The organism is Pseudomonas sp. URIL14HWK12:I12 (assembly GCF_003097135.1).
In the GTDB taxonomy this organism is placed as follows: Bacteria; Pseudomonadota; Gammaproteobacteria; order Pseudomonadales; family Pseudomonadaceae; genus Aquipseudomonas.
Genome location: NZ_QEQL01000008.1, coordinates 43,705 through 66,160 on the forward strand (window position 1 = coordinate 43,705; position 22,456 = coordinate 66,160).

At 61.9% G+C, this 22,456-nt stretch carries 19 protein-coding genes and 1 tRNA gene; 17 read left to right on the forward strand and 3 right to left on the reverse strand.

Annotated elements, in window-relative coordinates; genetic code table 11:
• From miaA to F474_RS21250, 8 genes are all read left to right on the forward strand, one after another.
• A complete protein-coding gene (gene miaA, locus F474_RS21215; protein WP_097089525.1) occupies window positions 1-972 on the forward strand; it encodes a tRNA (adenosine(37)-N6)-dimethylallyltransferase MiaA in 972 nt (323 codons plus the stop codon).
• Window positions 973-1,064: 92 nt separating this feature from the next.
• Window positions 1,065-1,325: an RNA chaperone Hfq gene (gene hfq / locus F474_RS21220; protein ID WP_097089523.1), complete on the forward strand. Its 261-nt coding sequence runs from the start codon at window positions 1,065-1,067 to the stop codon at window positions 1,323-1,325.
• 20 nt (window positions 1,326-1,345) lie between these two features.
• Window positions 1,346-2,647 (forward strand): ribosome rescue GTPase HflX, encoded by a 1,302-nt coding sequence (gene hflX, locus F474_RS21225; RefSeq protein ID WP_097089520.1) that lies wholly within the window; start codon window positions 1,346-1,348, stop codon window positions 2,645-2,647.
• Between the two features lie 97 nt (window positions 2,648-2,744).
• A complete protein-coding gene (gene hflK / locus F474_RS21230) occupies window positions 2,745-3,929 on the forward strand; it encodes an FtsH protease activity modulator HflK (protein WP_097089518.1) in 1,185 nt (394 codons plus the stop codon).
• Window positions 3,929-4,798, forward strand: coding sequence for a protease modulator HflC (gene hflC, locus F474_RS21235; RefSeq protein WP_097089515.1), 870 nt, complete (start codon window positions 3,929-3,931; stop codon window positions 4,796-4,798). Before hflK ends, hflC begins: the two co-directional genes overlap by 1 nt.
• Window positions 4,799-5,059: 261 nt before the next feature.
• Entirely contained in the window at window positions 5,060-6,241 is a 1,182-nt protein-coding gene (locus F474_RS21240; protein WP_097089512.1) for an ATP phosphoribosyltransferase regulatory subunit, read from the forward strand.
• A gap of 57 nt (window positions 6,242-6,298) precedes the next feature.
• Window positions 6,299-7,591 carry an adenylosuccinate synthase gene (locus F474_RS21245; RefSeq protein WP_097089509.1) on the forward strand — a complete coding sequence of 431 codons (1,293 nt, stop codon included), beginning with the start codon at window positions 6,299-6,301 and terminating at the stop codon, window positions 7,589-7,591.
• A gap of 211 nt (window positions 7,592-7,802) precedes the next feature.
• Window positions 7,803-9,737 carry a methyl-accepting chemotaxis protein gene (locus tag F474_RS21250; protein ID WP_097089507.1) on the forward strand — a complete coding sequence of 645 codons (1,935 nt, stop codon included), beginning with the start codon at window positions 7,803-7,805 and terminating at the stop codon, window positions 9,735-9,737.
• 43 nt (window positions 9,738-9,780) lie between these two features.
• On the opposite strand, the gene F474_RS21255 is transcribed toward F474_RS21250, so the two are convergent.
• Window positions 9,781-9,867, reverse strand: a tRNA-Leu gene (locus F474_RS21255).
• A 181-nt stretch (window positions 9,868-10,048) separates the two neighbouring features.
• On the opposite strand from F474_RS21255, the gene rnr reads away from it, so the two are divergent.
• The 8 genes from rnr to F474_RS21295 all read left to right on the forward strand — a co-directional run bounded on the left by rnr (window position 10,049) and on the right by F474_RS21295 (window position 19,589).
• The gene (gene rnr, locus F474_RS21260) at window positions 10,049-12,634 is read left to right on the forward strand and encodes a ribonuclease R (protein WP_097089056.1); all 2,586 of its coding nucleotides are present in this window, start codon (window positions 10,049-10,051) and stop codon (window positions 12,632-12,634) included.
• Window positions 12,631-13,380, forward strand: a complete 750-nt coding sequence (rlmB, locus tag F474_RS21265; protein WP_097089057.1) for a 23S rRNA (guanosine(2251)-2'-O)-methyltransferase RlmB — start codon at window positions 12,631-12,633, stop codon at window positions 13,378-13,380. Before rnr ends, rlmB begins: the two co-directional genes overlap by 4 nt.
• A gap of 159 nt (window positions 13,381-13,539) precedes the next feature.
• Window positions 13,540-13,965 carry a 30S ribosomal protein S6 gene (gene rpsF, locus F474_RS21270; protein ID WP_097089059.1) on the forward strand — a complete coding sequence of 142 codons (426 nt, stop codon included), beginning with the start codon at window positions 13,540-13,542 and terminating at the stop codon, window positions 13,963-13,965.
• Between the two features lie 28 nt (window positions 13,966-13,993).
• Window positions 13,994-14,224 carry a 30S ribosomal protein S18 gene (gene rpsR, locus F474_RS21275; RefSeq protein WP_040260021.1) on the forward strand — a complete coding sequence of 77 codons (231 nt, stop codon included), beginning with the start codon at window positions 13,994-13,996 and terminating at the stop codon, window positions 14,222-14,224.
• A gap of 36 nt (window positions 14,225-14,260) precedes the next feature.
• Window positions 14,261-15,160, forward strand: coding sequence for a hypothetical protein (locus F474_RS21280; RefSeq protein WP_097089061.1), 900 nt, complete (start codon window positions 14,261-14,263; stop codon window positions 15,158-15,160).
• 21 nt (window positions 15,161-15,181) lie between these two features.
• Window positions 15,182-15,628 (forward strand): 50S ribosomal protein L9, encoded by a 447-nt coding sequence (gene rplI, locus F474_RS21285; protein WP_097089063.1) that lies wholly within the window; start codon window positions 15,182-15,184, stop codon window positions 15,626-15,628.
• Window positions 15,629-15,749: 121 nt separating this feature from the next.
• A complete protein-coding gene (gene dnaB / locus F474_RS21290) occupies window positions 15,750-17,144 on the forward strand; it encodes a replicative DNA helicase (protein WP_097089257.1) in 1,395 nt (464 codons plus the stop codon).
• Window positions 17,145-17,297: 153 nt separating this feature from the next.
• A complete protein-coding gene (locus F474_RS21295) occupies window positions 17,298-19,589 on the forward strand; it encodes a YgiQ family radical SAM protein (protein WP_097089065.1) in 2,292 nt (763 codons plus the stop codon).
• Between the two features lie 100 nt (window positions 19,590-19,689).
• Here F474_RS21295 and F474_RS21300 read toward each other — a convergent pair whose 3' ends face one another.
• The gene (locus F474_RS21300) at window positions 19,690-20,277 is read right to left on the reverse strand and encodes a TIGR00730 family Rossman fold protein (protein ID WP_097089066.1); all 588 of its coding nucleotides are present in this window, start codon (window positions 20,275-20,277) and stop codon (window positions 19,690-19,692) included.
• 224 nt (window positions 20,278-20,501) lie between these two features.
• Here F474_RS21300 and azu point away from each other — a divergent pair, with 224 nt between their 5' ends.
• Window positions 20,502-20,951 carry an azurin gene (gene azu, locus F474_RS21305; protein WP_097089068.1) on the forward strand — a complete coding sequence of 150 codons (450 nt, stop codon included), beginning with the start codon at window positions 20,502-20,504 and terminating at the stop codon, window positions 20,949-20,951.
• Here the strand turns inward: azu and pncB are convergent.
• Entirely contained in the window at window positions 20,948-22,147 is a 1,200-nt protein-coding gene (pncB, locus tag F474_RS21310; protein WP_097089070.1) for a nicotinate phosphoribosyltransferase, read from the reverse strand. The genes azu and pncB overlap by 4 nt on opposite strands.
• Window positions 22,148-22,456 lie beyond the last annotated feature (309 nt).

Here is a 22,456-nt window from a genome sequence, read left to right on the forward strand (position 1 = left end):
ATGGCTCAGCTACCCCCTGCCATCTTCCTGATGGGGCCGACGGCGTCGGGCAAGACGGACCTGGCCATCGAGCTGTCCCAGGTGCTGCCGTGTGAGCTTGTCAGCGTTGACTCGGCATTGGTCTACCGAGGCATGAACATCGGCACCGCCAAGCCTTCGGCCGAGGTGCTGGCACGCCACCCGCACCGGCTGGTCGACATTCTCGACCCCTCCCAGCCCTACAGCGCGGCGGAGTTTCGCCGTGATGCGCTGGCGGCGATGGCCGATATCAGCGGGCGCGGCAAGATCCCGCTGCTGGTTGGGGGCACCATGCTCTACTTCAAGGCGCTCAGCGAAGGCCTGGCCGATATGCCCAGTGCCGACCCAGCAGTCCGCCAAGCGCTGGAGGCCGAGGCCGCGAGTGAAGGGTTGCACGCCCTGCACGCGCAATTGGAGGCGATCGACCCGGTGTCGGCAGCGCGCATTCACCCCAATGATCCGCAACGGCTCATCCGCGCGCTTGAGGTGTTTCGCGTGAGTGGCCTGAGCATGACGGCACTGCGCGCCAGGCAGTTGGCCGAAAGTCGCGAAACAGGCGCCTCATCGGGGGCGCAATTGCCCTATACTGTCGCGCACCTGGCGATCGCCCCGCAGGACCGCGCTGTGCTGCATCGGCGTATTGCCCAGCGTTTCGACCAGATGCTCGAGCATGGCTTCGTCGACGAAGTCGTTTCGCTGCGTGAGCGGGGCGACCTGAACCCTGACCTGCCTTCGATTCGTGCAGTCGGTTACCGGCAAGTCTGGGAACATCTTGACGGCGCGCTGTCGTATGAACAGATGCGCGAGCGCGGCATCATCGCAACCCGGCAGCTGGCCAAGCGGCAGTTCACCTGGTTGCGCAGCTGGCAGGGCCTGAATTGGCTTGACAGCCTGGCTTGCGACAATCTGACGCAGTCCTTGAAATACCTCGGATCAATCTCCATATTGGGCTGAGTTTCGCAATTGCCGTCTATCCTTGGGGGAAAGCCGGCAGGCGCCATTTTTTTCGACGTTTTTTACTATTGATCCTTAAAGGAGTGCGGCACATGTCAAAAGGGCATTCGCTACAAGACCCTTACTTGAACACATTGAGAAAAGAGAAGGTCAGTGTCTCGATCTATCTCGTCAACGGCATCAAGCTGCAAGGCTCCATCGAATCGTTCGACCAGTTCGTGATTCTGCTCAAAAACACCGTCAGCCAGATGGTCTACAAGCATGCAATCTCCACTGTCGTGCCATCCCGCCCCATCCGCCTGCCTAGCGCTGGCGATTCGGACAGCGCCGACGCCGAGCCAGGCAACGCCTGATCCTGCCATAGGAGCCTGCTTTGTTCTTTGAGCGCCACGGAGGTGGTGAACGAGCCATTCTCGTTCACCTGGAAGGTCAAGACCCTGAGGCGCGTGAAGACCCGCAGGAGTTCCAAGACCTGGCGGCTTCCGCCGGTGCCGAAACGGTAGCGTTCGTCAACGTTGCCCGGCACCAGCCCACCGCCAAGTTTCTGATCGGCAGTGGCAAGGTCGAGGAGCTTCACGACCTCGTCCATGCCGAAAAGGCCGATCTCGTCATCTTCAACCACACACTTACCCCGAGCCAGGAGCGTAACCTGGAGCGGGCGTTCGAGTGCCGGGTGATCGACCGCACTGGCTTGATTCTGGATATCTTCGCCCAGCGCGCCCGCACCCACGAAGGCAAGCTGCAGGTCGAGCTGGCCCAGCTCGAACACATGAGCACCCGGCTGGTCCGCGGCTGGACCCACCTTGAGCGGCAGAAAGGCGGTATCGGCATGCGCGGGCCGGGTGAAACCCAACTCGAGACTGACCGCCGCCTGCTGCGCGTGCGCCTGCGCCAGATCAAGGCGCGCCTCGAGAAGGTCCGCAGCCAGCGTGAGCAGGCCCGTCGCGGCCGTCGCCGTGCCGATATTCCTTCGGTGTCGCTGGTCGGCTATACCAACGCTGGCAAATCCACGCTGTTCAATGCCGTCACCCAGGCCCACGTGTATGCCGCCGACCAGCTGTTCGCCACCCTCGACCCTACGCTGCGCCGGCTCGAGTTGGCCGACCTGGGCCCGATCGTGCTGGCCGACACCGTAGGTTTTATCCGCCACCTGCCGCACAAGCTCGTCGAGGCGTTTCGCGCCACGCTGGAGGAGTCGAGCAATTCTGACTTGCTCCTGCATGTGATCGATGCCCACGAGCCTGAGCGCCAGGCCCAGATCGAGCAAGTGCTGGCGGTCCTGGGTGAAATCGGCGCCAAGGATTTGCCAATCTTGGAGGTCTACAACAAGGTCGACCTCCTTGAAAATGTCGAGCCGCAGATTCAACGGGGCGAAGACGGCAAGCCGCAGCGGGTCTGGCTGTCGGCGCAAGACAGCAAGGGCCTTGAGCTGCTGGAGCAGGCCATCGCCGAATTGCTTGCCGAAGACCTGTTCGTCGCTACGCTACGCTTGCCTCAGCAGTTGGGGCGTTTGCGTGCGCAATTTTTCGCCATCGGTGCCGTGCAGGGCGAAGAGCACGACGAAACGGGCCAGAGCCTGTTGGCGGTGCGTATTCCGCGAGCCGAGCTCAACCGTCTTGTCAGCCGCGAGGGGATGGAGCCCGACGCCTTCGTAGAGCAACACACTTTGCAATAAAAGCTTTTCGCCGCCATTTGGTGAGCGGCATGGGCATTCTGTAGCATTGGCCGACGCGCCAGCGGGTGCGTCTTTGCTTTATCAGATGGAGAGCGCTATGGCTTGGAATGAGCCGGGTGGCAATTCGAACAACCAGGACCCTTGGGGCGGCCGCCGTGGCAACAATGGCGGCGGCGGTGATCGCAAGGGGCCGCCGGACCTGGACGAAGCCTTCCGCAAATTGCAGGACAGCCTGAACGGCCTGTTCGGCGGTGGAAAAAAACGCAGCGGCGGCAGCGGCAGCGGTGGTTCATCCAGTGGTGGCGGTTTCGGCCTGCTCGGCATTGGCCTGGCGGTTCTTGCCGCCATCTGGCTGTACAGCGCCATCTATGTCGTTGACGAACAGGAGCAGGCCGTCATCCTGCGTCTGGGCAAGTACTACGAAACCGAAGGCGCGGGCCTGCACATCTACTTCCCGCCGTTCGATCGCAAGTACATGGAAAACGTCACGCGCGAACGGGCGTACAGCAAACAGGGCCAGATGCTCACCGAAGACGAGAACATCGTCGAAGTGCCTCTGACCGTTCAGTATCGCATCACCAACTTGCGCGACTTCGTGCTTAACGTCGATCAGCCTGAAGTCAGCCTGCAGCACGCTACCGACAGCGCCTTGCGCCATGTGGTGGGTTCCACCGCGATGGACCAGGTGCTCACCGAAGGCCGTGAGCAGATGGCCGGCGAAATCAAGGAGCGCTTGCAGAAATTCCTCGACACCTACCGCACCGGTATCACCGTGACGCAGGTTAACGTGCAAAGCGCAGCTGCACCGCGCGAGGTACAGGAAGCCTTCGACGATGTGATCCGTGCTCGCGAAGACGAACAACGCTCCCGCAACCAGGCCGAAACCTACGCCAACGGCGTTGTGCCCGAGGCGCGCGGCCAGGCGCAGCGCATCATCGAAGACGCCAACGGCTACCGTGACGAAGTGGTTGCCCGGGCCAAGGGTGAGGCCGACCGTTTCAGCAAGCTGCTGGGCGAATATCGCAAGGCACCAGACGTCACCCGTGAGCGCCTCTATCTGGAGACGATGCAGGAGGTCTACAGCAACACCAGTAAGGTCATGGTCAATGGCGACAAGGGGCAGAACTTGCTCTATCTGCCCCTCGACAAGATGATCGAAAAGTCGCGGGCGCCGTCCTCTTCGTCCCCAAGCCAGGCTACGAGCAATGCGGCCGATGCCGCGGCGCGTGCTGCCGCCGACCAGCAACAGCAGCGTGATCTGCGTACCCGGGAGAGCCGCTGATGGGCAATAAATCCATAATCGGCCTGGTCGTCGCCGTCGTGCTGGCGATCGTGGCCTGGAACAGCTTCTATATCGTTCAGGAAACCGAGCGCGCCGTGTTGCTGCAGTTCGGCCGCGTGGTGCAACCGAACGTTGAACCGGGCCTGCATGTGAAGATGCCGGTGATCAATCAGGTGCGCAAGTTCGACGCCCGGCTGATGACCCTCGACGCCCCGACTCAACGTTTCCTGACCCTTGAGAAGAAGGCCGTAATGGTCGACGCCTATGCCAAGTGGCGGGTCAAGGATGCCGAGCGTTTCTATACGGCCACCTCCGGCATGAAGCAGATCGCCGACGAGCGCCTTGCGCGCCGTCTGGAGTCTGGGCTGCGTGACCAGTTCGGCAAGCGCACGCTGCATGAGGTGGTTTCCGGCGAGCGTGATGCGCTGATGAACGACATCACCCAGTCGCTCAACCGCATGGCCGGCCCCGAACTTGGCATTGAGGTGCTGGACGTGCGCGTCAAGGCCATCGACCTGCCCAAGGAAGTGAACCGCAGTGTGTTCGAGCGGATGAGCACCGAGCGTGAACGCGAAGCGCGCGAGCACCGCGCCAAGGGCAACGAGTTGGCCGAAGGTATTCGTGCAGATGCCGACCGCCAGCGCCGTGTGCTGCTTGCCGAAGCCTATCGTGAGTCGGAGGAAGTGCGTGGTGACGGCGATGCCCAAGCGGCCGCGATCTACTCCAAGGCTTACTCGCAAGACCCAGAGTTCTACGGTTTCTACCGCAGCCTGCAGGCCTACCGCGACAGCTTCACCAGCAAAAGCGACGTATTGGTCCTCGATCCGAAGAGCGAATTCTTCCGCTACATGGAAAAGGCCAAGCCCTGATACGAGCACCCGCCCGGCGGCCAGGCCGCCTGGCGGGGTGCCCGTTGGGCAAAACGTGTGTATGATGCGGCAGCCGGGAAATTCCCGGCTTTTTTGCGTCTGCGGGTTTGCGTGCTCCTCGAGGCCGCCTAAACCCATGAACAATCGAGGATGCAGGCTCAGGGCCTGGCGGCCGTAAAGCTGCCCGGGGGCCGTGGCCTGCGTCTGCTTCCGTAAGGGCCAGGCTCAGCGCTGGCCACCCGTAACAAGGGGATTGGCGTCATGGCAACGGTAGATCGCTGGCTACTGCCGGATGGGATCGAAGAAATTCTGCCACCTGAGGCTGCGCGTATCGAGATCGCGCGCCGCAAGGTGCTGGACCTGTTTCAGAACTGGGGCTATGAATTCGTCGTCACTCCCCATATCGAGTACCTGGAGTCGCTGCTAAGCGCCGCCTCCGACGACCTCGACCTGCGCACGTTCAAGGTAGTAGACCCACTCTCCGGCCGGCAGATGGGCTTTCGTGCCGATATCACACCGCAGGTTGCACGCATCGACGCCCACGCGCTGCGGCGCAAAGGCCCTAGCCGGCTGTGCTATGCCGGTAGCGTGCTGCACGCCAAGCCGCGAGCGCTTTCCACCTCTCGTAGCCCGATTCAGCTGGGTGCCGAGCTCTATGGAGACGCCAGCACCAGCAGTGATGTCGAAGTCATCAGCTTGATGCTGGCCATGCTGGAGCTGTGGCAGGTGCCGGATATCCACATGGACCTGGGCCATGTGGGCATCTATCGCGGCCTGGCTCGGGCTGCCGGGTTATCCGGTGATGCCGAGCAGCTGCTGTTCGATGCCCTGCAACGCAAGGCCCTCGATGAAGTGACAGAACTGACCGCTCGCCTGCCTGCGGAACTGGCGACCATGCTGCGGGCCCTGGTGGGCCTGTGCGGTGGGCGCGAAGTGCTGGGCGAAGCCCGCCAGGTGCTGGCACGTGCACCGGGGCCGGTATTGGCCGCGCTCGATGAGTTGCTCGACATCGCCGAGCGCCTGGCCGCACGCTTCCCCGAGCTGCCCCTGTATTTCGACCTGGGCGAGCTGCGCGGCTATCACTACCACACCGGCGTGGTATTCGCCGCGTTCGTCCCCAGCGCTGGCGGCTCCATCGCTCAAGGCGGCCGTTACGACGATATTGGCGCTGATTTTGGCAGGGCGCGCCCGGCGACCGGGTTTTCTACCGACCTGCGCACACTGGTAACCCTGGGCAATGCCGAGGTGGCGTTGCCGGTGGGCGGTATCTGGGCGCCTGAAGCGGGTGACGCGGCCTTGTGGCAGGCGGTGCGCCGCCTGCGCGAACAAGGCCAGCGTGTGGTTCAGGCCTTGCCTGGGCAGCCGCTGAGTGCGGCGAACGAGGCCGGTTGCGACCGCCAGTTGGTTTTGCAGGATGGGCAATGGCAGACCGCCGCCCTTTGATCGAAAGTTTTCCGCCGGCCACGCCGGCAACCGTTTGCGCGAATGAGGACAAGTGTTATGGGTAAGAATGTCGTCGTCCTGGGCACCCAGTGGGGTGATGAGGGCAAAGGCAAGATCGTCGATCTGCTGACCGAACATGCTGCCGCCGTGGTGCGCTACCAAGGGGGGCACAACGCTGGCCATACCCTGGTGATCAAGGGCGAGAAGACCGTTCTGCACCTGATCCCTTCCGGGATCCTGCGCGAAGGCGTGAAGTGCCTGATCGGCAACGGCGTGGTGGTCGCCCCCGATGCGTTGCTGCGCGAGATCACCAAGCTGGAAGAAAAAGGTGTGCCGGTGCGCGAGCGGCTGCGTATCAGCCCAGCCTGCCCGTTGATCCTGCAGTACCACGTTGCTCTGGACCAGGCACGTGAGAAGGCTCGTGGCGAGCACAAGATCGGCACCACCGGCCGGGGGATCGGGCCTGCCTACGAAGACAAGGTCGCGCGTCGTGGCCTTCGCGTCGGCGACCTGTTCCACCGTGAGCGCTTCGCTGCCAAGCTCGGTGAACTGCTGGACTACCACAACTTCGTGCTGGTCAATTACTACAAGGAAGAGCCGATCGACTTCCAGGCCACGCTCGATCAGTGCATGGCCTATGCCGACGAGCTCGAGCCGATGATGCAGGACGTTACCGCCGAACTGCACGGCCTGCGCAAAGCCGGCAAGGACATCATGTTCGAAGGTGCGCAGGGCTCGCTGCTGGACATCGACCACGGTACCTACCCGTTCGTGACCAGCTCCAACACCACCGCTGGGGGCATCTCGACCGGCTCGGGTTTTGGCCCGATGTACCTGGACTACATCCTCGGTATCACCAAGGCTTACACCACCCGCGTCGGCTCCGGGCCGTTCCCGACCGAGCTGTTCGACGACACCGGCGCCTACCTGGCCAAGCGCGGGCATGAGTTCGGCGCCACCACCGGGCGCGCACGCCGTTGCGGCTGGTTCGATGCGATCATCCTGCGCCGTGCCATCGAAATCAACAGCATCTCGGGCCTGTGCCTGACCAAGCTGGACGTGCTGGACGGCCTGGAAACCATCCGCATTTGCGTCGGCTACAAGAACGAGGCTGGCGATGTGATCGAAGCCCCGACCGATGCCGACAGCTACGTTGGCCTGGTGCCGGTCTATGAAGAAATGCCGGGCTGGAGCGAGAACACCGTCGGGGCCAAGTCGCTGGACGCGCTGCCTGCCAACGCCGTGGCCTACATCAAACGCCTGGAAGAGCTGGTAGGTGCACCGATAGACATCATTTCTACCGGCCCTGACCGCGACGAAACCATCGTGCTGCGCCACCCCTTCAACTAAGGCGCGGCCGCTTCAAGCGGCAGGCCGGCGGCCAAAGCGGGCTGGCTTGGCCTTCAGGTTTGCCGCGATAAGCTTGTGGTTGCACAAAGGGCCCTCACGGGGCCCTTTGTTTTTTGGCGCCAAATCAGCTGCAACGGCACGGCGTTTGCTGTATAGAAACTCTGAACAAGAAAGCCATTATATTGATGGCGTGCGAGCAGAGGATCTTACCGTGTCGGCCGTTCTCTCGTTGTTGCGCAGCCGCTTGCTGCTACCCGTCTTCATTGCTTTGGGGCTTGCACTTTTAGTGCAGGTAATCGTGGCCGTTGCGCTGACCCGGAGCACGGTAGGGGCTCTGGAGCAGGATCTAGGGCAACGCATGAGCGCTGACAGCCAGCGGTTGAGCGGTGAACTCGACAGCGCCAGCCGCGAAGTGACCAGCGGCCTCGATGAGCTGTCGGCCTCTACTCGCAAAACGCTGGCTGCCGGGCTTACCAGCCGCCTCCACGATGAGCAGCAGAAACTGCGAGAGACCCTTGAGCAAAACCTTAAGGACTCCGCCAATGATATGGCGCTGCTGTTGGCCTCGGTGGCGCCCAGGGCGATCTGGGACAACGACATCCCAACCCTTTCTGAATTCGCCCGCCGCGCACAGCGCAACCCTGATGTGCTGTTCGTGGTGTACGACGATGCGCAAGGTGAGCACCTTACCCGTTACCTGAACCGAGACAACCCGATCGTGCAGCGATTGGTCAATAGCGGTGAGGGTGAGCGGGCGATGGACAAAGCGCTGAGTGCCGCCCCCAAGGACCCCGGGGTGTATTACACCGAGCAGTCGATCAACCCTAACGGTGTAGAGATCGGCAAAATACGTATGGCGGTGTCGACCGCTTCGGTGGATGCCCAGCTGGCGGCGCTCGATCAACGCTTCAGCACGCTGATCTCCAGCAGCGATCGTTTGGTAGGCGAAAGTGTTTCTGGCGCCGCCGCGCAAAGCGGCAAAGTGCTGCGTGACCGATTGCAGGCGGCCCAGGGCGCCGCTGAGTCCATGCAGGCCAACACACACAGCGCGGTTTCGGCGGCTGCCGAAACGCTGCGCTGGCGTATCGGATTGGGGCTGGCCGTAGTCGGTATTCTGGTGTTGCTGGTGGTAGCGGTGGTGCTGGGCCGGCGAGTATTGAGCAAGTTGCGCTTGCTGATCGTGGCGCTGAATGACCTGGCTGCCGGGGAGGGCGATCTCACCCGCCGAGTCAGCATCGATAGCCATGACGAAATCGGCGAGATGGCAGGTTCGGTCAACCGCTTCATCGACAAGCTCCAGCCCATCGTGCGAGAAGCCGGCGAGGTTGCCCAGCGCACCGGTGTGGAAATCAATGCCATGGCCCAGCGCAGCGCCGGTGCCGGCCAGGCGGCGGCTCGCCAGCGAGACGAAGTGGCAGCGAGCCTGGATGCGCTTTCTACCATGGCCGACGAAGCCCAGGCCGAAAGCCAGGCTATGCGAGCGGCGTTGGCTCAGGTCGCTGAAATCCGGCAGGCTACCGACGAAACCACCAAGGCCTCCAATCAGGTCGGCACCTTGATCGAGGCACTGGCCGGGCAGGTTCAGACCGGCTCACGGGTGATCGAGCGGCTGGCCGACCAGAGCCAGCAGATCGAGGTGGTGTTGGAGGTCATCCATGGGATCGCCGAGCAAACCAACCTATTGGCCCTGAACGCTGCCATCGAAGCGGCGCGAGCGGGGGAAACCGGGCGCGGGTTTGCGGTGGTGGCTGACGAGGTGCGGGCTTTGGCGAGCAAGACGCAAAGCTCCACCGGCGATATCCAGGCCCATATCGTCGCCTTGCAGGCGGGGGCGAAGGAAGCCGTAAGCGCCATCGGCCAGGCTGGCAAGCAGGCCAGTGAGGGGCTACTGGTATTGCGCGACAGCGCCCGCTTGCAGCAGACGGTTCAAGCGTCGGTGCAGGAGATTCACGCCGCTATCGGATTGGCCACCCGGGCAGCCGAGCATCAGGCCGAGGGCGCACATGCGGTCAAGAGCCGTGTGGAGGTGATCCACTCGCAGGCTGAGCGCTCGGCGCAGGCGGTGATGGAAACCACGGCCAGCAGCCAGGTGTTGGACGGGTTGGCTGCGCAATTGAAAGCAAGCCTTGGCCAATTCAAGGCCTGAAACGAAAAAACCCGCTCAATGAGCGGGTTTTTGTATTCGAAATTGGTGCCCAGGAGAAGACTCGAACTTCCACGACCGTAAGGTCACCAGCACCTGAAGCTGGCGTGTCTACCAATTTCACCACCTGGGCAATGGCGCGCACTATACGGCGCAGGTTTTGGGCTGTAAACCCCTGAGCGTAAAAATCTTTTTCGTATCGCCCCCTCGGGGCTAAAAAGCTATGTACAGGGCTGTCAAACCCTTGTATTTCCGGTTTCAATGCAGCTATGCCACACTAACCCGCATTATATGCACAAGGTGAACCTTATCTAATGGCCGACTGGCAGTCCCTCGACCCCGAGGCCGCTCGCGAAGCGGAAAAATACGACAATCCCATCCCTAGCCGCGAACTGATCCTCCAGCACCTGGCTGATCGCGGCTCGCCCGCCAGTCGTGAACAGCTGGCCGATGAATTCGGCTTGCACGAAGAAGACCAGATCGAAGCTCTGCGCCGTCGCCTGCGCGCCATGGAGCGCGATGCCCAACTGATCTTCACGCGCCGGGGCACTTATGCCCCCGTCGATAAGCTCGACCTGATCGCTGGGCGCGTGAGCGGCCACCGTGATGGCTTCGGCTTCCTGATCCCGGACGACGGCAGCGACGACCTGTTTTTGAGCCCCGCCCAGATGCGCACTGTGTTCGATGGAGACCGCGCCCTGGCACGGGTTTCCGGCACCGACCGCCGCGGCCGCCGCGAAGGCGCGCTGGTGGAGGTCGTCAGCCGAGGCCACGAAACGATCGTTGGCCGCTACTTCGAAGAGGGCGGCATCGGCTTCGTGCAGCCAGACAACCCCAAGGTGCAGCAGGAAGTGCTGGTCACCCAAGGGCGCAACAATGGCGCCAAGATCGGCCAGTTCGTCGAAATTCGCATCACCCACTGGCCCACCCAGCGGTTCCAGGCCCAGGGTGACGTGGTGGAAGTGCTGGGCAACTACATGGCGCCAGGCATGGAAATCGACGTTGCCCTGCGCAGCTACGACATTCCCCATGTGTGGCCTGAGGGCGTGACCCGTGAGGCCTCGAAGCTCAAGTCCTATGTAGAGGAAAAGCACAAGGAGCACCGCGTCGACCTGCGCGCGCTGCCCTTCGTGACCATCGATGGCGAAGACGCTCGCGACTTCGACGACGCCGTTTTCTGCGAGCCACTGGGCAAGCTCAAGATGTTCAGCGGCGGCTGGCGCCTGTATGTGGCCATCGCCGATGTGTCCAGCTACGTGAAGGTCGGCTCGGCGCTCGACAACGAAGCGCAAGTGCGCGGCAACTCGGTGTATTTCCCGGAGCGCGTAGTGCCGATGCTGCCCGAGGAGCTGTCCAACGGGCTGTGCTCGTTGAACCCAAAGGTCGACCGGCTGGCCATGGTCTGCGAGATGACCATGAACAAGACCGGGCAGATGGTCGACTACAAGTTCTATGAGGCGGTGATCCACTCCCATGCACGGCTGACCTACAACAAGGTCAGCACGATGCTCGAGCATGCTCGCACCAGCGAGGCCAAGGGCCTGCGTGAGGAGTATGCCGAGGTGGTTCCGCACCTCAAGCAGCTCCATGCCCTCTACAAGGTGCTGATCGGCGCGCGGCACGTGCGCGGTGCGATCGACTTCGAGACCCAGGAAACCCGCATCATTTTCGGTGCCGAGCGCAAGATCGCCGAGATCCGCCCGACCCAACGCAACGACGCGCACAAGCTGATCGAGGAATGCATGCTGGCGGCCAACGTTGCCACTGCAGCGTTCTTCCAGAAGCACGAGATCCCTGCGCTGTACCGCGTGCACGATGGCCCGCCCCCCGAGCGCCTGGAAAAACTGCGTGCCTTTCTGGGCGAGTTGGGCCTGTCCCTGCACAAGGGCAAGGATGGCCCGACGCCCAAGGACTACCAGCAGCTGCTCGAAAGCATCAAGGATCGCCCGGATTTTCAGCTCATCCAGACGGTCATGCTGCGCTCGCTCAGCCAGGCGGTGTACACCTCGCAGAACAATGGCCACTTCGGCCTGAACTACGAGGCCTACACCCACTTCACCTCACCGATCCGCCGCTACCCCGATTTGCTGGTGCACCGCGCCATTCGCAGCGTGATTCGTTCACGCCGGGAAACCCCTCACGTGGTGCGGGCAGGCGCCGCGAGCATGCCCAAAGCGAAGCTTTATCCATACGATGAAGCGGCGCTGGAGCAACTGGGCGAGCAATGCTCGATGACCGAGCGTCGTGCCGACGAAGCGACCCGTGATGTCGTCAACTGGCTCAAATGCGAATACATGCGCGACCGCGTGGGTGAGAGCTTCCCGGGCGTGATCACCGCAACAACGGGTTTCGGCCTGTTCGTCGAGCTCAAGGACATCTACGTCGAGGGCCTGGTGCACGTTTCGGCGTTGCCCGGTGACTATTACCATTACGATCAGGTTCACCACCGCCTCACCGGTGAGCGCACCGGGCGCAGCTTCCGCCTGGGCGATACGGTAGATGTGCGCGTGATGCGGGTTGACCTTGACGAGCGCAAGATCGATTTCGAGCTGGCCGACTCCACGGCCAAAACCGAAACACGCAAGCGCAGCACGAAGAAAGAGGCGGCCCCGGCCGATCCCCAGTCACAGTTCGATCAGTTGCCTGCTGCCGAAGCGGCCAAGCCGCGCAAGCGCAAGGCTGAAAAAGACCCGGCTGTGGCCGATGCCTACCACTCGTCTCACGCCGTCGCCAACAACACTGAGGTGCGCAAGAGCCGTGAGATGAAAAAGGCGTTGATGTCCGAGGCGCGCCACGGTGGTAACAAGCCCGCTTCATCGAGCAAGAAGGCCGAAGGGAAGCCGACCAAGCACCGCAAAGGGGCGTCCAAGTCGCGCAGCAGCAGTAAAGGTAAAGCATGAGCCAGCTGGAAAAAATCTACGGCGTTCACGCCGTCGAGGCCCTGTTGCGGCACCACCCCAAGCGGGTTAAGCAGATTTGGCTGTCCGAGGGCCGGAGCGAGCCTCGCGTGCAGGCCTTGCTCGAGCTGGCGGGGCAATACCGCGTCGCGATCGGCGCTGTTGACCGCAAGGAAATGGACACCTGGGTTGAGGGCGTCCACCAGGGCGTCGTGGCCGAGGTGAGCCCGAGCCAGGTATGGGGTGAGGCAATGCTCGAGGAGCTGCTCGAGCGCAGTGAAACCCCGCCCCTGTTGCTGGTGCTCGATGGCGTGACCGACCCGCACAACCTTGGCGCCTGCCTGCGCAGCGCCGATGCCGCGGGCGTGACGGCCGTCATCGTGCCCAAGGACAAATCCGCAACGCTCACCGCGGTCGTGCGCAAGGTCGCCTGCGGCGCGGCGGAAGTCGTACCCCTGGTGGCTGTGACCAATCTCGCGCGTACGCTCGAGAAGCTGCAGCAGCGCGGGTTGTGGGTCGTCGGGACGGCCGGCGAGGCGCAGACGCTGATCTATGACCAGGACCTCACCGGCCCGTTGGTGATGGTGATGGGCGCCGAGGGCAAGGGCATGCGCAGGCTGACCCGCGAGCATTGCGATTACCTGGTCAAGCTGCCCATGGGTGGCAGTGTCAGCAGCCTGAACGTGTCAGTGGCCACCGGCGTCTGCCTGTTCGAAGCGGTGCGCCAGCGCCGGCCATTGCTCAAATAATCGCCAGTTCTCCTTGCTTCGCCCGAAGCGCTTCTCTACAATTGCGCGCCTTGCCCGTTGCGGCAGGGCCAGCCCTGCCTCGAGCCGAGGCAGGCTAGAAGAACATCCACTCCTTGTCTGATCGCGAAAGCGGCAGGCTACAACCCGTAAGGAGCATTCATGCGTCATTACGAAATCATCTTTCTGGTTCACCCGGATCAGAGCGAGCAAGTCGGCGGCATGGTCGAGCGTTACACCAAGCTGATCGAAGAAGAAGGTGGCAAGATCCACCGCCTGGAAGACTGGGGCCGTCGTCAACTGGCCTACGCAATCGACAACGTTCACAAGGCTCACTACGTGATGCTGAACGTCGAGTGCTCCGGCAAAGCCCTGGCTGAGCTGGAAGACAACTTCCGCTACAACGACGCCGTTATCCGCAACCTGATCATCCGTCGCGACGAAGCCGTTACCGGCCCATCCGAGATGCTGAAGGCTGAAGAGAACCGCAGCGAGCGCCGTGAGCGTCGCGAGCGTCCTGAGAACGCTGACAGCGCCGAAGGCGACGACAGCGACAACAGCGACAGCAACGACAACGCTGACGAGTAATCCACGGATCTTTAGAGGAGCCTGTTAAATGGCACGTTTCTTCCGCCGTCGTAAATTCTGCCGTTTCACCGCAGAAAACGTCAAAGAGATCGATTACAAGGATCTCAACACCCTGAAAGCTTACGTATCCGAAACCGGCAAGATCGTTCCTAGCCGCATCACCGGTACCAAAGCCCGTTATCAGCGTCAGCTGGCCACCGCTATCAAGCGCGCCCGCTTCCTGGCCCTGCTGCCTTACACCGACAGCCACGGCCGCTGAGACCAGGCTTTAAGTACGCAGTAAAAGGATAGATCCATGCGCCCGTTGGCTGATTTCATCATGCGCGGTCGCGTGCAGGCCACCCTCGTGGTGGCAGGTTGTGCGGCATTGCCGCTGTTGTTCTGGTTGAGTGCCGCCGCTGCCTGCCTCGTGCTGCTGCGGCGGGGGTTCGAGGGCGCTTTCGGCGTCCTGGCCTGGGGCGTGCTGCCAGCGTTTGTCTGGTGGTATTTCGGCGAGCCGCGCACCCTGATGGTGTTGCTCGGTTCGGTGGTGCTGGCGCAGCTGTTGCGCGCCGGTTGGCCCTGGAGCCGCGTGCTGCTTGCCAGCATCGGGCTTGGCCTGGTGTATGGCGTGGTCCTGGGCTCGTTGTTTCGAGAGCCTATCGACGACCTGGCGCAGATGGTGCAAACCCAGCTGCCACGGCTGTTCGGAGGGGTCTACCAGCAATTGAAGCTGGAGGAGCAGGCTCGCCTGGAGGCGTTGATCGCCCCGGTACTCAACGGTCTGATAGCGTCTGTGTTGCAAGCGTGCAGTGTAGTGGTCCTGATGTTGGGCCGTTACTGGCAAGCAGTTCTTTACAACCCCGGTGGGTTCGGCCGCGAGTTTCGCGCGGTGCGCATCCCCGGCGCCGCGGCCCTGCTGCTGTTGGTGCTGATGCTGGTGGGGCCGCAATTCGGGGCCCAGGTCGCCATGCTCACGCCGCTGTGCAGTGTGCCACTGATGTTCGCCGGGCTGGCCCTGATTCATGGGCTGGTGGCGATGGGCAAGCTGGGCCGGTTTTGGCTGGTTGGGTTGTATTTGATGCTTGTCGTTTCCATGCAGGCTATCTATCCATTGCTGGTGCTTCTGGCCATAGTCGACAGCCTGATTGATTTTCGCGGCCGCCTGGCGCCTCCTGGAGGCAACAACCAAGGCCCCGCGAACGGTGAAGGTTAAAAGTTAAGAGGTTAATACCAAATGGAACTGATCCTGCTGGAAAAAATCGCCAACCTGGGCAACCTGGGCGACAAAGTAAGCGTAAAAGGTGGTTACGGCCGTAACTACCTGCTGCCGCAAGGCAAGGCCACCGTTGCGACCGAAGCGAACATCGCGTCGTTCGAAGCCCGCCGCGCCGAGCTGGAAAAACTGGCCGCAGACAAGAAATCGTCGGCTGAAACCCGCGCTGCCCAACTGGCCGAGCTGGAAGTCACCATCACCGCTACCGCTGGCGATGAAGGCAAACTGTTCGGTTCGATCGGCACCCACGACATCGCTGACGCCCTGACCGCCTCCGGCGTAGAAGTGGCCAAGGCTGAAGTTCGCCTGCCGAACGGCACCATCCGTCACGTTGGCGAATACGATGTAGCCGTGCACCTGCACAGCGACGTCGAAGCCACCGTTCGCGTGGTTGTTGTCGCTGCCTGATTGCCCTCAGGCATTTGGCTCGCCGGTGGTATTCCTTCCGGCGGGCCAATAAGATGAAGGCGCGCTCGCTTTTGCGATGCGCGCCTTCATGTTTTTCTACCCCTATAGAATTCCCGTGGCCATGAACGAGATTTCCACGCCCGAACAGTTCGACCTGCAAACCGCCGCGTTGAAGGTCCCGCCGCATTCCATCGAGGCCGAACAAGCCGTGCTCGGTGGCCTGATGCTGGACAACAACGCCTACGAGCGGGTGCTGGACCAGGTTTCGGACGGCGATTTCTACCGCCATGACCACCGCCTGATCTACCGCGCCATTTCGAAGCTGGCCGAGCAGAACCAGCCCTTCGACGTCGTGACGCTGTCCGAACAGCTCGACCGCGAAGGGCAGGGCAGCCAGACTGGCGGCCTGGCCTATCTTGGCGACTTGGCACGCAACACCCCGTCGGTGGCCAACATCAAGGCCTACGCGCAGATCGTTCGCGAGCGCGCCACCCTGCGCCAGTTGATCAGCATCAGCAACGACATCGCCGACAGCGCCTTCAACCCCGAAGGCCGCAATGCAGGCGAGATCCTCGATGAGGCCGAGCGGCAGATCTTTCAGATCGCCGAAGCACGCCCCAAGACCGGCGGGCCGGTTGGCGTGACTGACCTGCTGACCAAGGCCATCGACCGCATCGACACCCTGTTCAACACCGACGCCGCCATCACCGGCCTGACAACCGGTTTCACCGACCTCGATGACAAAACCAGCGGCATGCAGCCAGCCGACCTGATCATCGTTGCCGGCCGGCCTTCGATGGGTAAGACCACCTTCGCCATGAACCTGGTGGAAAACGCCCTGATGCGTACCGAAAAGGTGGTGTTGGTCTACTCGCTGGAGATGCCCGGCGACTCCCTGGTGTTGCGGATGCTGTCGTCGTTGGGCCGTATCGACCAGACCAAAGTGCGTACCGGCAAGCTCGAAGATGACGACTGGCCGAGGCTGACAAGCGCGGTCAACCTGCTCAACGACCGCAAGTTGTTCATCGATGACACCGCCGGCATCAGCCCGTCGGAGATGCGCGCGCGTACCCGGCGCATCGTGCGTGAGCACGGTGAGGTGGCGATGATCATGGTCGACTACCTGCAGCTGATGCAGATCCCCGGTTCCAGCGGTGACAACCGTACCAACGAAATTTCCGAGATTTCCCGCTCGCTCAAGGCGCTGGCGAAGGAATTCAACTGCCCGGTAGTGGCGCTCTCCCAGCTCAACCGCTCCCTGGAACAGCGCCCAAACAAGCGCCCGGTGAACTCCGACTTGCGGGAATCCGGGGCGATCGAGCAGGACGCCGACGTGATCATGTTCGTTTACCGGGACGAGGTGTATCACCCCGAAACCGAACACAAGGGCGTTGCCGAAATCATCATCGGCAAGCAGCGCAACGGCCCCATCGGCACCGTGCGGCTCGCGTTCATCGGCAAATACACCCGCTTCGAGAACCTTGCGCCGGGCAGCTATCAATTCGACGACGAATAAAAGCCGCTGCGAGTTTCAAGTGAGAGCAGGGGGCCCTAGCCCTGCTTGAGGCTTGCAGCTCGTAGCTTTCGGGCTGTGTTTGGTTATTTTTTGTGCTATCTTGCGCGCCCTCGCGATCTTTCAAACCCATTGCCTAACTGACCGGTGCTAGCCATGCAAGCCGCCATGCCGTTGTTCGACTATCCCAAGTACTGGGCCGAGTGTTTCGGGCCAGCGCCTTTCCTGCCCATGAGCCGGGAAGAAATGGATCAGTTGGGCTGGGATTCGTGCGACATCATCATCGTGACCGGCGATGCCTACGTCGACCATCCGTCGTTTGGCATGGCGATCATTGGCAGGCTGCTGGAGGCGCAAGGCTTTCGGGTAGGGGTGATCGCCCAGCCCGACTGGCAGTCCAAAGACGACTTCATGAAGCTGGGGGAGCCGAACCTGTTCTTCGGCGTGGCCGCTGGCAATATGGATTCGATGATCAACCGCTACACCGCCGACAAGAAGGTGCGCTCCGACGACGCCTACACCCCCGGCGGCCAGGCCGGCGCCCGCCCGGACCGCGCCAGCCTGGTGTACAGCCAGCGCTGCAAAGAGGCCTACAAGCATGTGCCGATCGTGCTGGGCGGCATCGAGGCTTCGCTGCGGCGTATTGCCCATTACGATTACTGGCAGGACAAGGTCCGTCATTCGATCCTGATCGACGCCAGCGCCGATATCCTGCTGTTCGGTAACGCGGAGCGGGCGGTGGTTGAGGTGGCACAGCGCCTGGCGGCGGGCCAGCCGATCGAGGCGATGACTGATATCCGCGGTACGGCATTCGTGCGGCGTGACACCCCTGAGGGTTGGTTCGAGCTCGACTCCACCCGGATCGACCGCCCGGGCAAGGTCGACAAGATCATCAACCCCTACGTCAACACTCAGGACACCCAAGCGTGCGCCATCGAGCAAGCCAAAGGGGAAGTTGAAGACCCGAATGAGGCCAAAGTGGTGCAGCTGCTGCCCAGCCCAAGCCTTGCCCGCGATAAAACGGTAATCCGCCTGCCGTCGTTCGAAAAGGTTCGCAATGACCCGGTGCTCTACGCCCATGCCAACCGCGTGTTGCACTTGGAAACCAACCCCGGAAACGCCCGTGCCCTGGTGCAGAAGCATGGCGAAGTGGATGTCTGGTTCAACCCGCCGCCCATTCCCATGACCACTGAGGAAATGGACTACGTCTTCGGCATGCCCTATGCGCGGGTGCCTCACCCGGCTTACGGCAAGGCGCGCATTCCTGCTTATGAAATGATCCGCTTCTCGGTGAACATCATGCGGGGTTGCTTCGGCGGCTGCACCTTCTGCTCGATCACCGAGCACGAGGGGCGGATCATCCAGAACCGCTCGCACGATTCGATCATTCGCGAAATCGAAGAGATGCGTGACAAGGTGCCTGGCTTTACCGGTGTGGTGTCCGACCTTGGCGGCCCGACGGCGAACATGTACCGCATCGCCTGCAAGAGCCCGGAGATCGAAAAGCACTGCCGCAAGCCTTCCTGTGTGTTCCCCGGCATCTGTGAGAACCTCAACACCGACCACAGCTCGCTGATCGAGCTGTACCGCAAGGCCCGCGCCCTTCCAGGGGTGAAGAAGATCCTGATCGCCTCGGGCTTGCGCTACGACCTGGCGGTCGAGTCGCCCGAATACGTCAAGGAGCTGGTGACCCATCACGTGGGCGGCTACCTGAAGATCGCCCCTGAGCACACCGAGCGCGGCCCGCTGGACAAAATGATGAAGCCGGGCATCGGTAGCTATGACCGCTTCAAGCGCATGTTCGAAAAGTATTCGAAGGAAGCGGGCAAGGAACAGTATCTGATCCCGTACTTCATCGCCGCCCACCCAGGCACCACCGATGAAGACATGATGAACCTGGCGCTGTGGCTCAAGGGCAATGGCTTTCGCGCGGACCAGGTGCAGGCGTTCTATCCCTCGCCCATGGCCTCGGCTACGGCGATGTACCACTCTGGCAAGAACCCGCTGCGCAAGGTCACTTACAAGAGCGAAGGCGTCGAGATCGTCAAGAGCGAGGAGCAGCGCCGCCTGCACAAAGCCTTCCTGCGTTATCACGACCCCAAGGGCTGGCCGATGCTGCGCGAGGCTTTGCAGCGCATGGGCCGTGCCGACCTGATTGGCCCGGGCAAGCATCAACTGATTCCCTTGCACCAACCGGAAACCGACAGCTACCACAGTGCACGGCGCAAGAACTCGACCCCTGCCGGCAGCCACAAGGCTGGCCAGGGTCAGAAGATCCTCACCCAGCACACAGGCTTGCCGCCGCGCGCCAGCGACGGCAGCAAGCCCTGGAGCAAGCGCGAAGAGGCCAAGGCGGCCGCCGAGGCGCGGCGCCAGCAAGAGAAGCGTGCCCAGCCGGCCAACAAGGGCAAGAAAAAGCCGGCACGCCAGCCGGTCATCCCGCGCTGAGGGCCCGGCCTCGGCGTGGCCCGGCAAGCCGGCCTCCCACCCAGCACAAGCCAGCTTGGGTTTTTGTAGCAGGAGGGCGGCTTGCGGCGCGGCTCGCTGATCAATCCGGCTTGCGGTCCGTCCATTTCGGCAGGGTCGTCGGCTCCCAGCGCTCAAGCGCATCGATCAATTCGTCGGCGTCATGCCCCAATTGCAGCATCGCCCGGTGCTCCTGGCGCACGAAGTGCTCTGCCACGAGATGGTCGAGAAAGCCGGTGAGCTTTTGGTAGAAACCGTTGACCTCCAGCAGGCCCAGCGGCTTGCCGTGGTAGCCCAGCTGGCCCCAGGTCCAGACCTCGAACAGTTCCTCAAGCGTGCCCAAGCCGCCAGGCAGGGCAATGAACGCATCGGCCAGCTCCGCCATGCGTGCCTTACGCGCGTGCATGCCATCGACTACCTCCAGCCGTGACAGCCCGGCATGGCCAACCTCCAAGGCCTTGAGTGCTTCGGGGATAACCCCGATTACCTCGCCCCCTGCAGCCATCGCTGCATCGGCTACCACACCCATCAACCCGACCTTCCCGCCGCCATAGACAAGCGTCAACCCGCGTTCGGCCAGCGCTCGGCCCAGTTGTTCGGCCGCATCACGGTAGGCAGGGTTGGCGCCGCTGCTGGCGCCGCAGAATACGCAAACGGATTTCAAAGCCATGGCAGTTCTCCTGTGCAGGCCGCACAGCGTACTGCATCAACTCTGAACCGAAAAATCACATCCGCTGGCGGCGCTGGCGTAGGCGGCAAGAAAACGCTGAAGCAATATGCTCATGATGGCGGCTCCGGTTGTCGATGTTGTTGACGGTAGACCCGCAAGGCATCATTACGCTCGTTAAATGTTTCGATTCCCCTGATAGAGCCGTTTGGCTCTGGAGCGAACCCATGTTCAGCAAAGCCGCTTTGTTCACCACGCTCACTGTATTGAGCGCTTCGGCCATGGCTGCCGAATGCGACGTCACGGTCGATTCCACCGACAGCATGACCTTCAGTACCCAGCAAATCTCCATCAGCAAAAGCTGCAGCACGTTCACTGTAAACCTGACGCACTCCGGCAGCCTGCCCAAGCAGGTCATGGGCCATAACTGGGTGCTCAGCAAAGCCAGCGACATGGAGGCCATCGGCCAGGACGGCATGAGCGCGGGCCTGGACAGTGACTATCTCAAGCCTGGGGATGATCGGGTCATCGCCCATACGAAAATGATCGGCGCTGGCGAGAAGGCCTCGGTCAGCTTTGATGTTTCCAAACTCAAGGCTGGGGAAAGCTACACGTTCTTCTGCAGCTATCCCGCGCACATGTTCCAGATGAAGGGCGATATCAAGCTGGTGGACTAAGCGCTCACTTTGAAGACGTGCCGCAGGTAGGAGACGAAGTTCTCGTCGCGGCATTGAGTTTTGTTGGCCTCGTCGGAGATCTTCGCCACCGGTTGGCCATTGCAATCGGTCATCTTCATCACCACGCTCATGGGCGTAACCCCAGGGATGTCGCAGGTCAGGCTGGTGCCGATGCCAAAGCTCACATTGATGCGCTCGTGCAGGGTGCGATAGATGGTAAGCATCTTCTTGAGGTCCAAACCGTCTGAGAACACCAGCGTCTTGGTCTGCGGGTCGATTCCCAGCTTGCGGTAGTGGGCGATGGCTTTCTCCGCCCATACCAAGGGGTCGCCCGAGTCATGGCGCAGGCCGTCGAAGAGCTTGGCGAAATACAGGTCGAAGTCGCGCAGAAAAGCGTCCATGGTGATGGTGTCGGTGAGCGCGATGCCCAGCAGCCCACGGTACTCGCGCACCCAGCAATCGAGCGCGGCGATCTGGCTGTCGATCAGGCGTGGGCCTAGCTGCTGGTGAGCCATTACCCACTCATGCGCCATGGTGCCCAGGGGCTTCAACCCCAGGATGCGGGCCAAGTGCATATTGCTGGTGCCGACAAAGCGCCCCGGAAAGTCGCGCTGCAACCCACGCACCACCGCCTCCTGCACGTTGTATGAAAAGCGCCGGCGAGTACCGAAATCCGCCAATTGCAGGCCGGCCAGTTCGTCGGCACTGGCACTGGCGCGCAACCAGTCGAATTTGCGATGCAGCTGGTCGAGCGCTTCTTGTACGCCGATATCCGGGTGCAGGTAACGGTTACGGACTTCGCTGACGGTGGCTAGCAGCGGCACTTCGAACAGGATGACATGCAGCCAGGGCCCGCGCAGTCGGATGAACAGCTGGTCGTTTTCGATCCCGGCCTGGATATAACGCAGGTTAAAGCGGAACAGGCGCAGAAAACGGAGGAAGTCGGGCTTCATGAAGTTGATGCCTTCCAGGAAGCCCATTTCCTCATCGTCCATGGCCAACTCGGCCAGCCTTTCGAGCTGGTGACGGATTTCGCCTAGATAAGGGCGAAGGTCCTCGCCATTACGGCAACGAAACTCCCACTCCACTTCGACGTTGGGATAGTTATGCAGCACGGCCTGCATCATCGAAAGCTTGTACAGATCCGTATCGAGCAGGTTCTGCACCAAGCGTTCGGCGAAGGGGCTATCGGTCATGAGGGCTCCGACGGGCGTTTCAAAAAACACAGTTGCTCATATTTGCTGGCGATAAGGCCAGCACTATTTCTATTGCGACGCTCGTGCGTGCGCCGGATCAGGGCGTTGAGTAATCAACCGGCACTGCGTTGGACTCGCCGCTACGCTTGAGGGGGTAAGCGATGCGCAAAAACGTGCGTGCCGTAGCAGGGCCGCACTGCAAATGTGCACTTAGGTGACAGCGGCCTGGGATGTGCCGGTTGCACTTGCCCGAAGTGTCGGGTTGCAATAGTGGCATTTTGTAGTGGCACCTTTGGCTGCAAAAGGTGA

Coding starts and splice junctions, on each gene's coding strand:
- rnr (WP_097089056.1), top strand. CDS start 10,049: ATGGCCGACTGGCAGTCCCTCGACCCCGAGGCCGCTCGCGAAGCGGAA.
- miaA (WP_097089525.1), top strand. CDS start 1: ATGGCTCAGCTACCCCCTGCCATCTTCCTGATGGGGCCGACGGCGTCG.
- rplI (WP_097089063.1), top strand. CDS start 15,182: ATGGAACTGATCCTGCTGGAAAAAATCGCCAACCTGGGCAACCTGGGC.
- hfq (WP_097089523.1), top strand. CDS start 1,065: ATGTCAAAAGGGCATTCGCTACAAGACCCTTACTTGAACACATTGAGA.
- rpsF (WP_097089059.1), top strand. CDS start 13,540: ATGCGTCATTACGAAATCATCTTTCTGGTTCACCCGGATCAGAGCGAG.
- F474_RS21300 (WP_097089066.1), bottom strand. CDS start 20,277: ATGGCTTTGAAATCCGTTTGCGTATTCTGCGGCGCCAGCAGCGGCGCC.
- hflC (WP_097089515.1), top strand. CDS start 3,929: ATGGGCAATAAATCCATAATCGGCCTGGTCGTCGCCGTCGTGCTGGCG.
- dnaB (WP_097089257.1), top strand. CDS start 15,750: ATGAACGAGATTTCCACGCCCGAACAGTTCGACCTGCAAACCGCCGCG.
- azu (WP_097089068.1), top strand. CDS start 20,502: ATGTTCAGCAAAGCCGCTTTGTTCACCACGCTCACTGTATTGAGCGCT.
- hflK (WP_097089518.1), top strand. CDS start 2,745: ATGGCTTGGAATGAGCCGGGTGGCAATTCGAACAACCAGGACCCTTGG.
- rlmB (WP_097089057.1), top strand. CDS start 12,631: ATGAGCCAGCTGGAAAAAATCTACGGCGTTCACGCCGTCGAGGCCCTG.
- rpsR (WP_040260021.1), top strand. CDS start 13,994: ATGGCACGTTTCTTCCGCCGTCGTAAATTCTGCCGTTTCACCGCAGAA.
- F474_RS21295 (WP_097089065.1), top strand. CDS start 17,298: ATGCAAGCCGCCATGCCGTTGTTCGACTATCCCAAGTACTGGGCCGAG.
- F474_RS21240 (WP_097089512.1), top strand. CDS start 5,060: ATGGCAACGGTAGATCGCTGGCTACTGCCGGATGGGATCGAAGAAATT.
- F474_RS21280 (WP_097089061.1), top strand. CDS start 14,261: ATGCGCCCGTTGGCTGATTTCATCATGCGCGGTCGCGTGCAGGCCACC.
- pncB (WP_097089070.1), bottom strand. CDS start 22,147: ATGACCGATAGCCCCTTCGCCGAACGCTTGGTGCAGAACCTGCTCGAT.
- F474_RS21245 (WP_097089509.1), top strand. CDS start 6,299: ATGGGTAAGAATGTCGTCGTCCTGGGCACCCAGTGGGGTGATGAGGGC.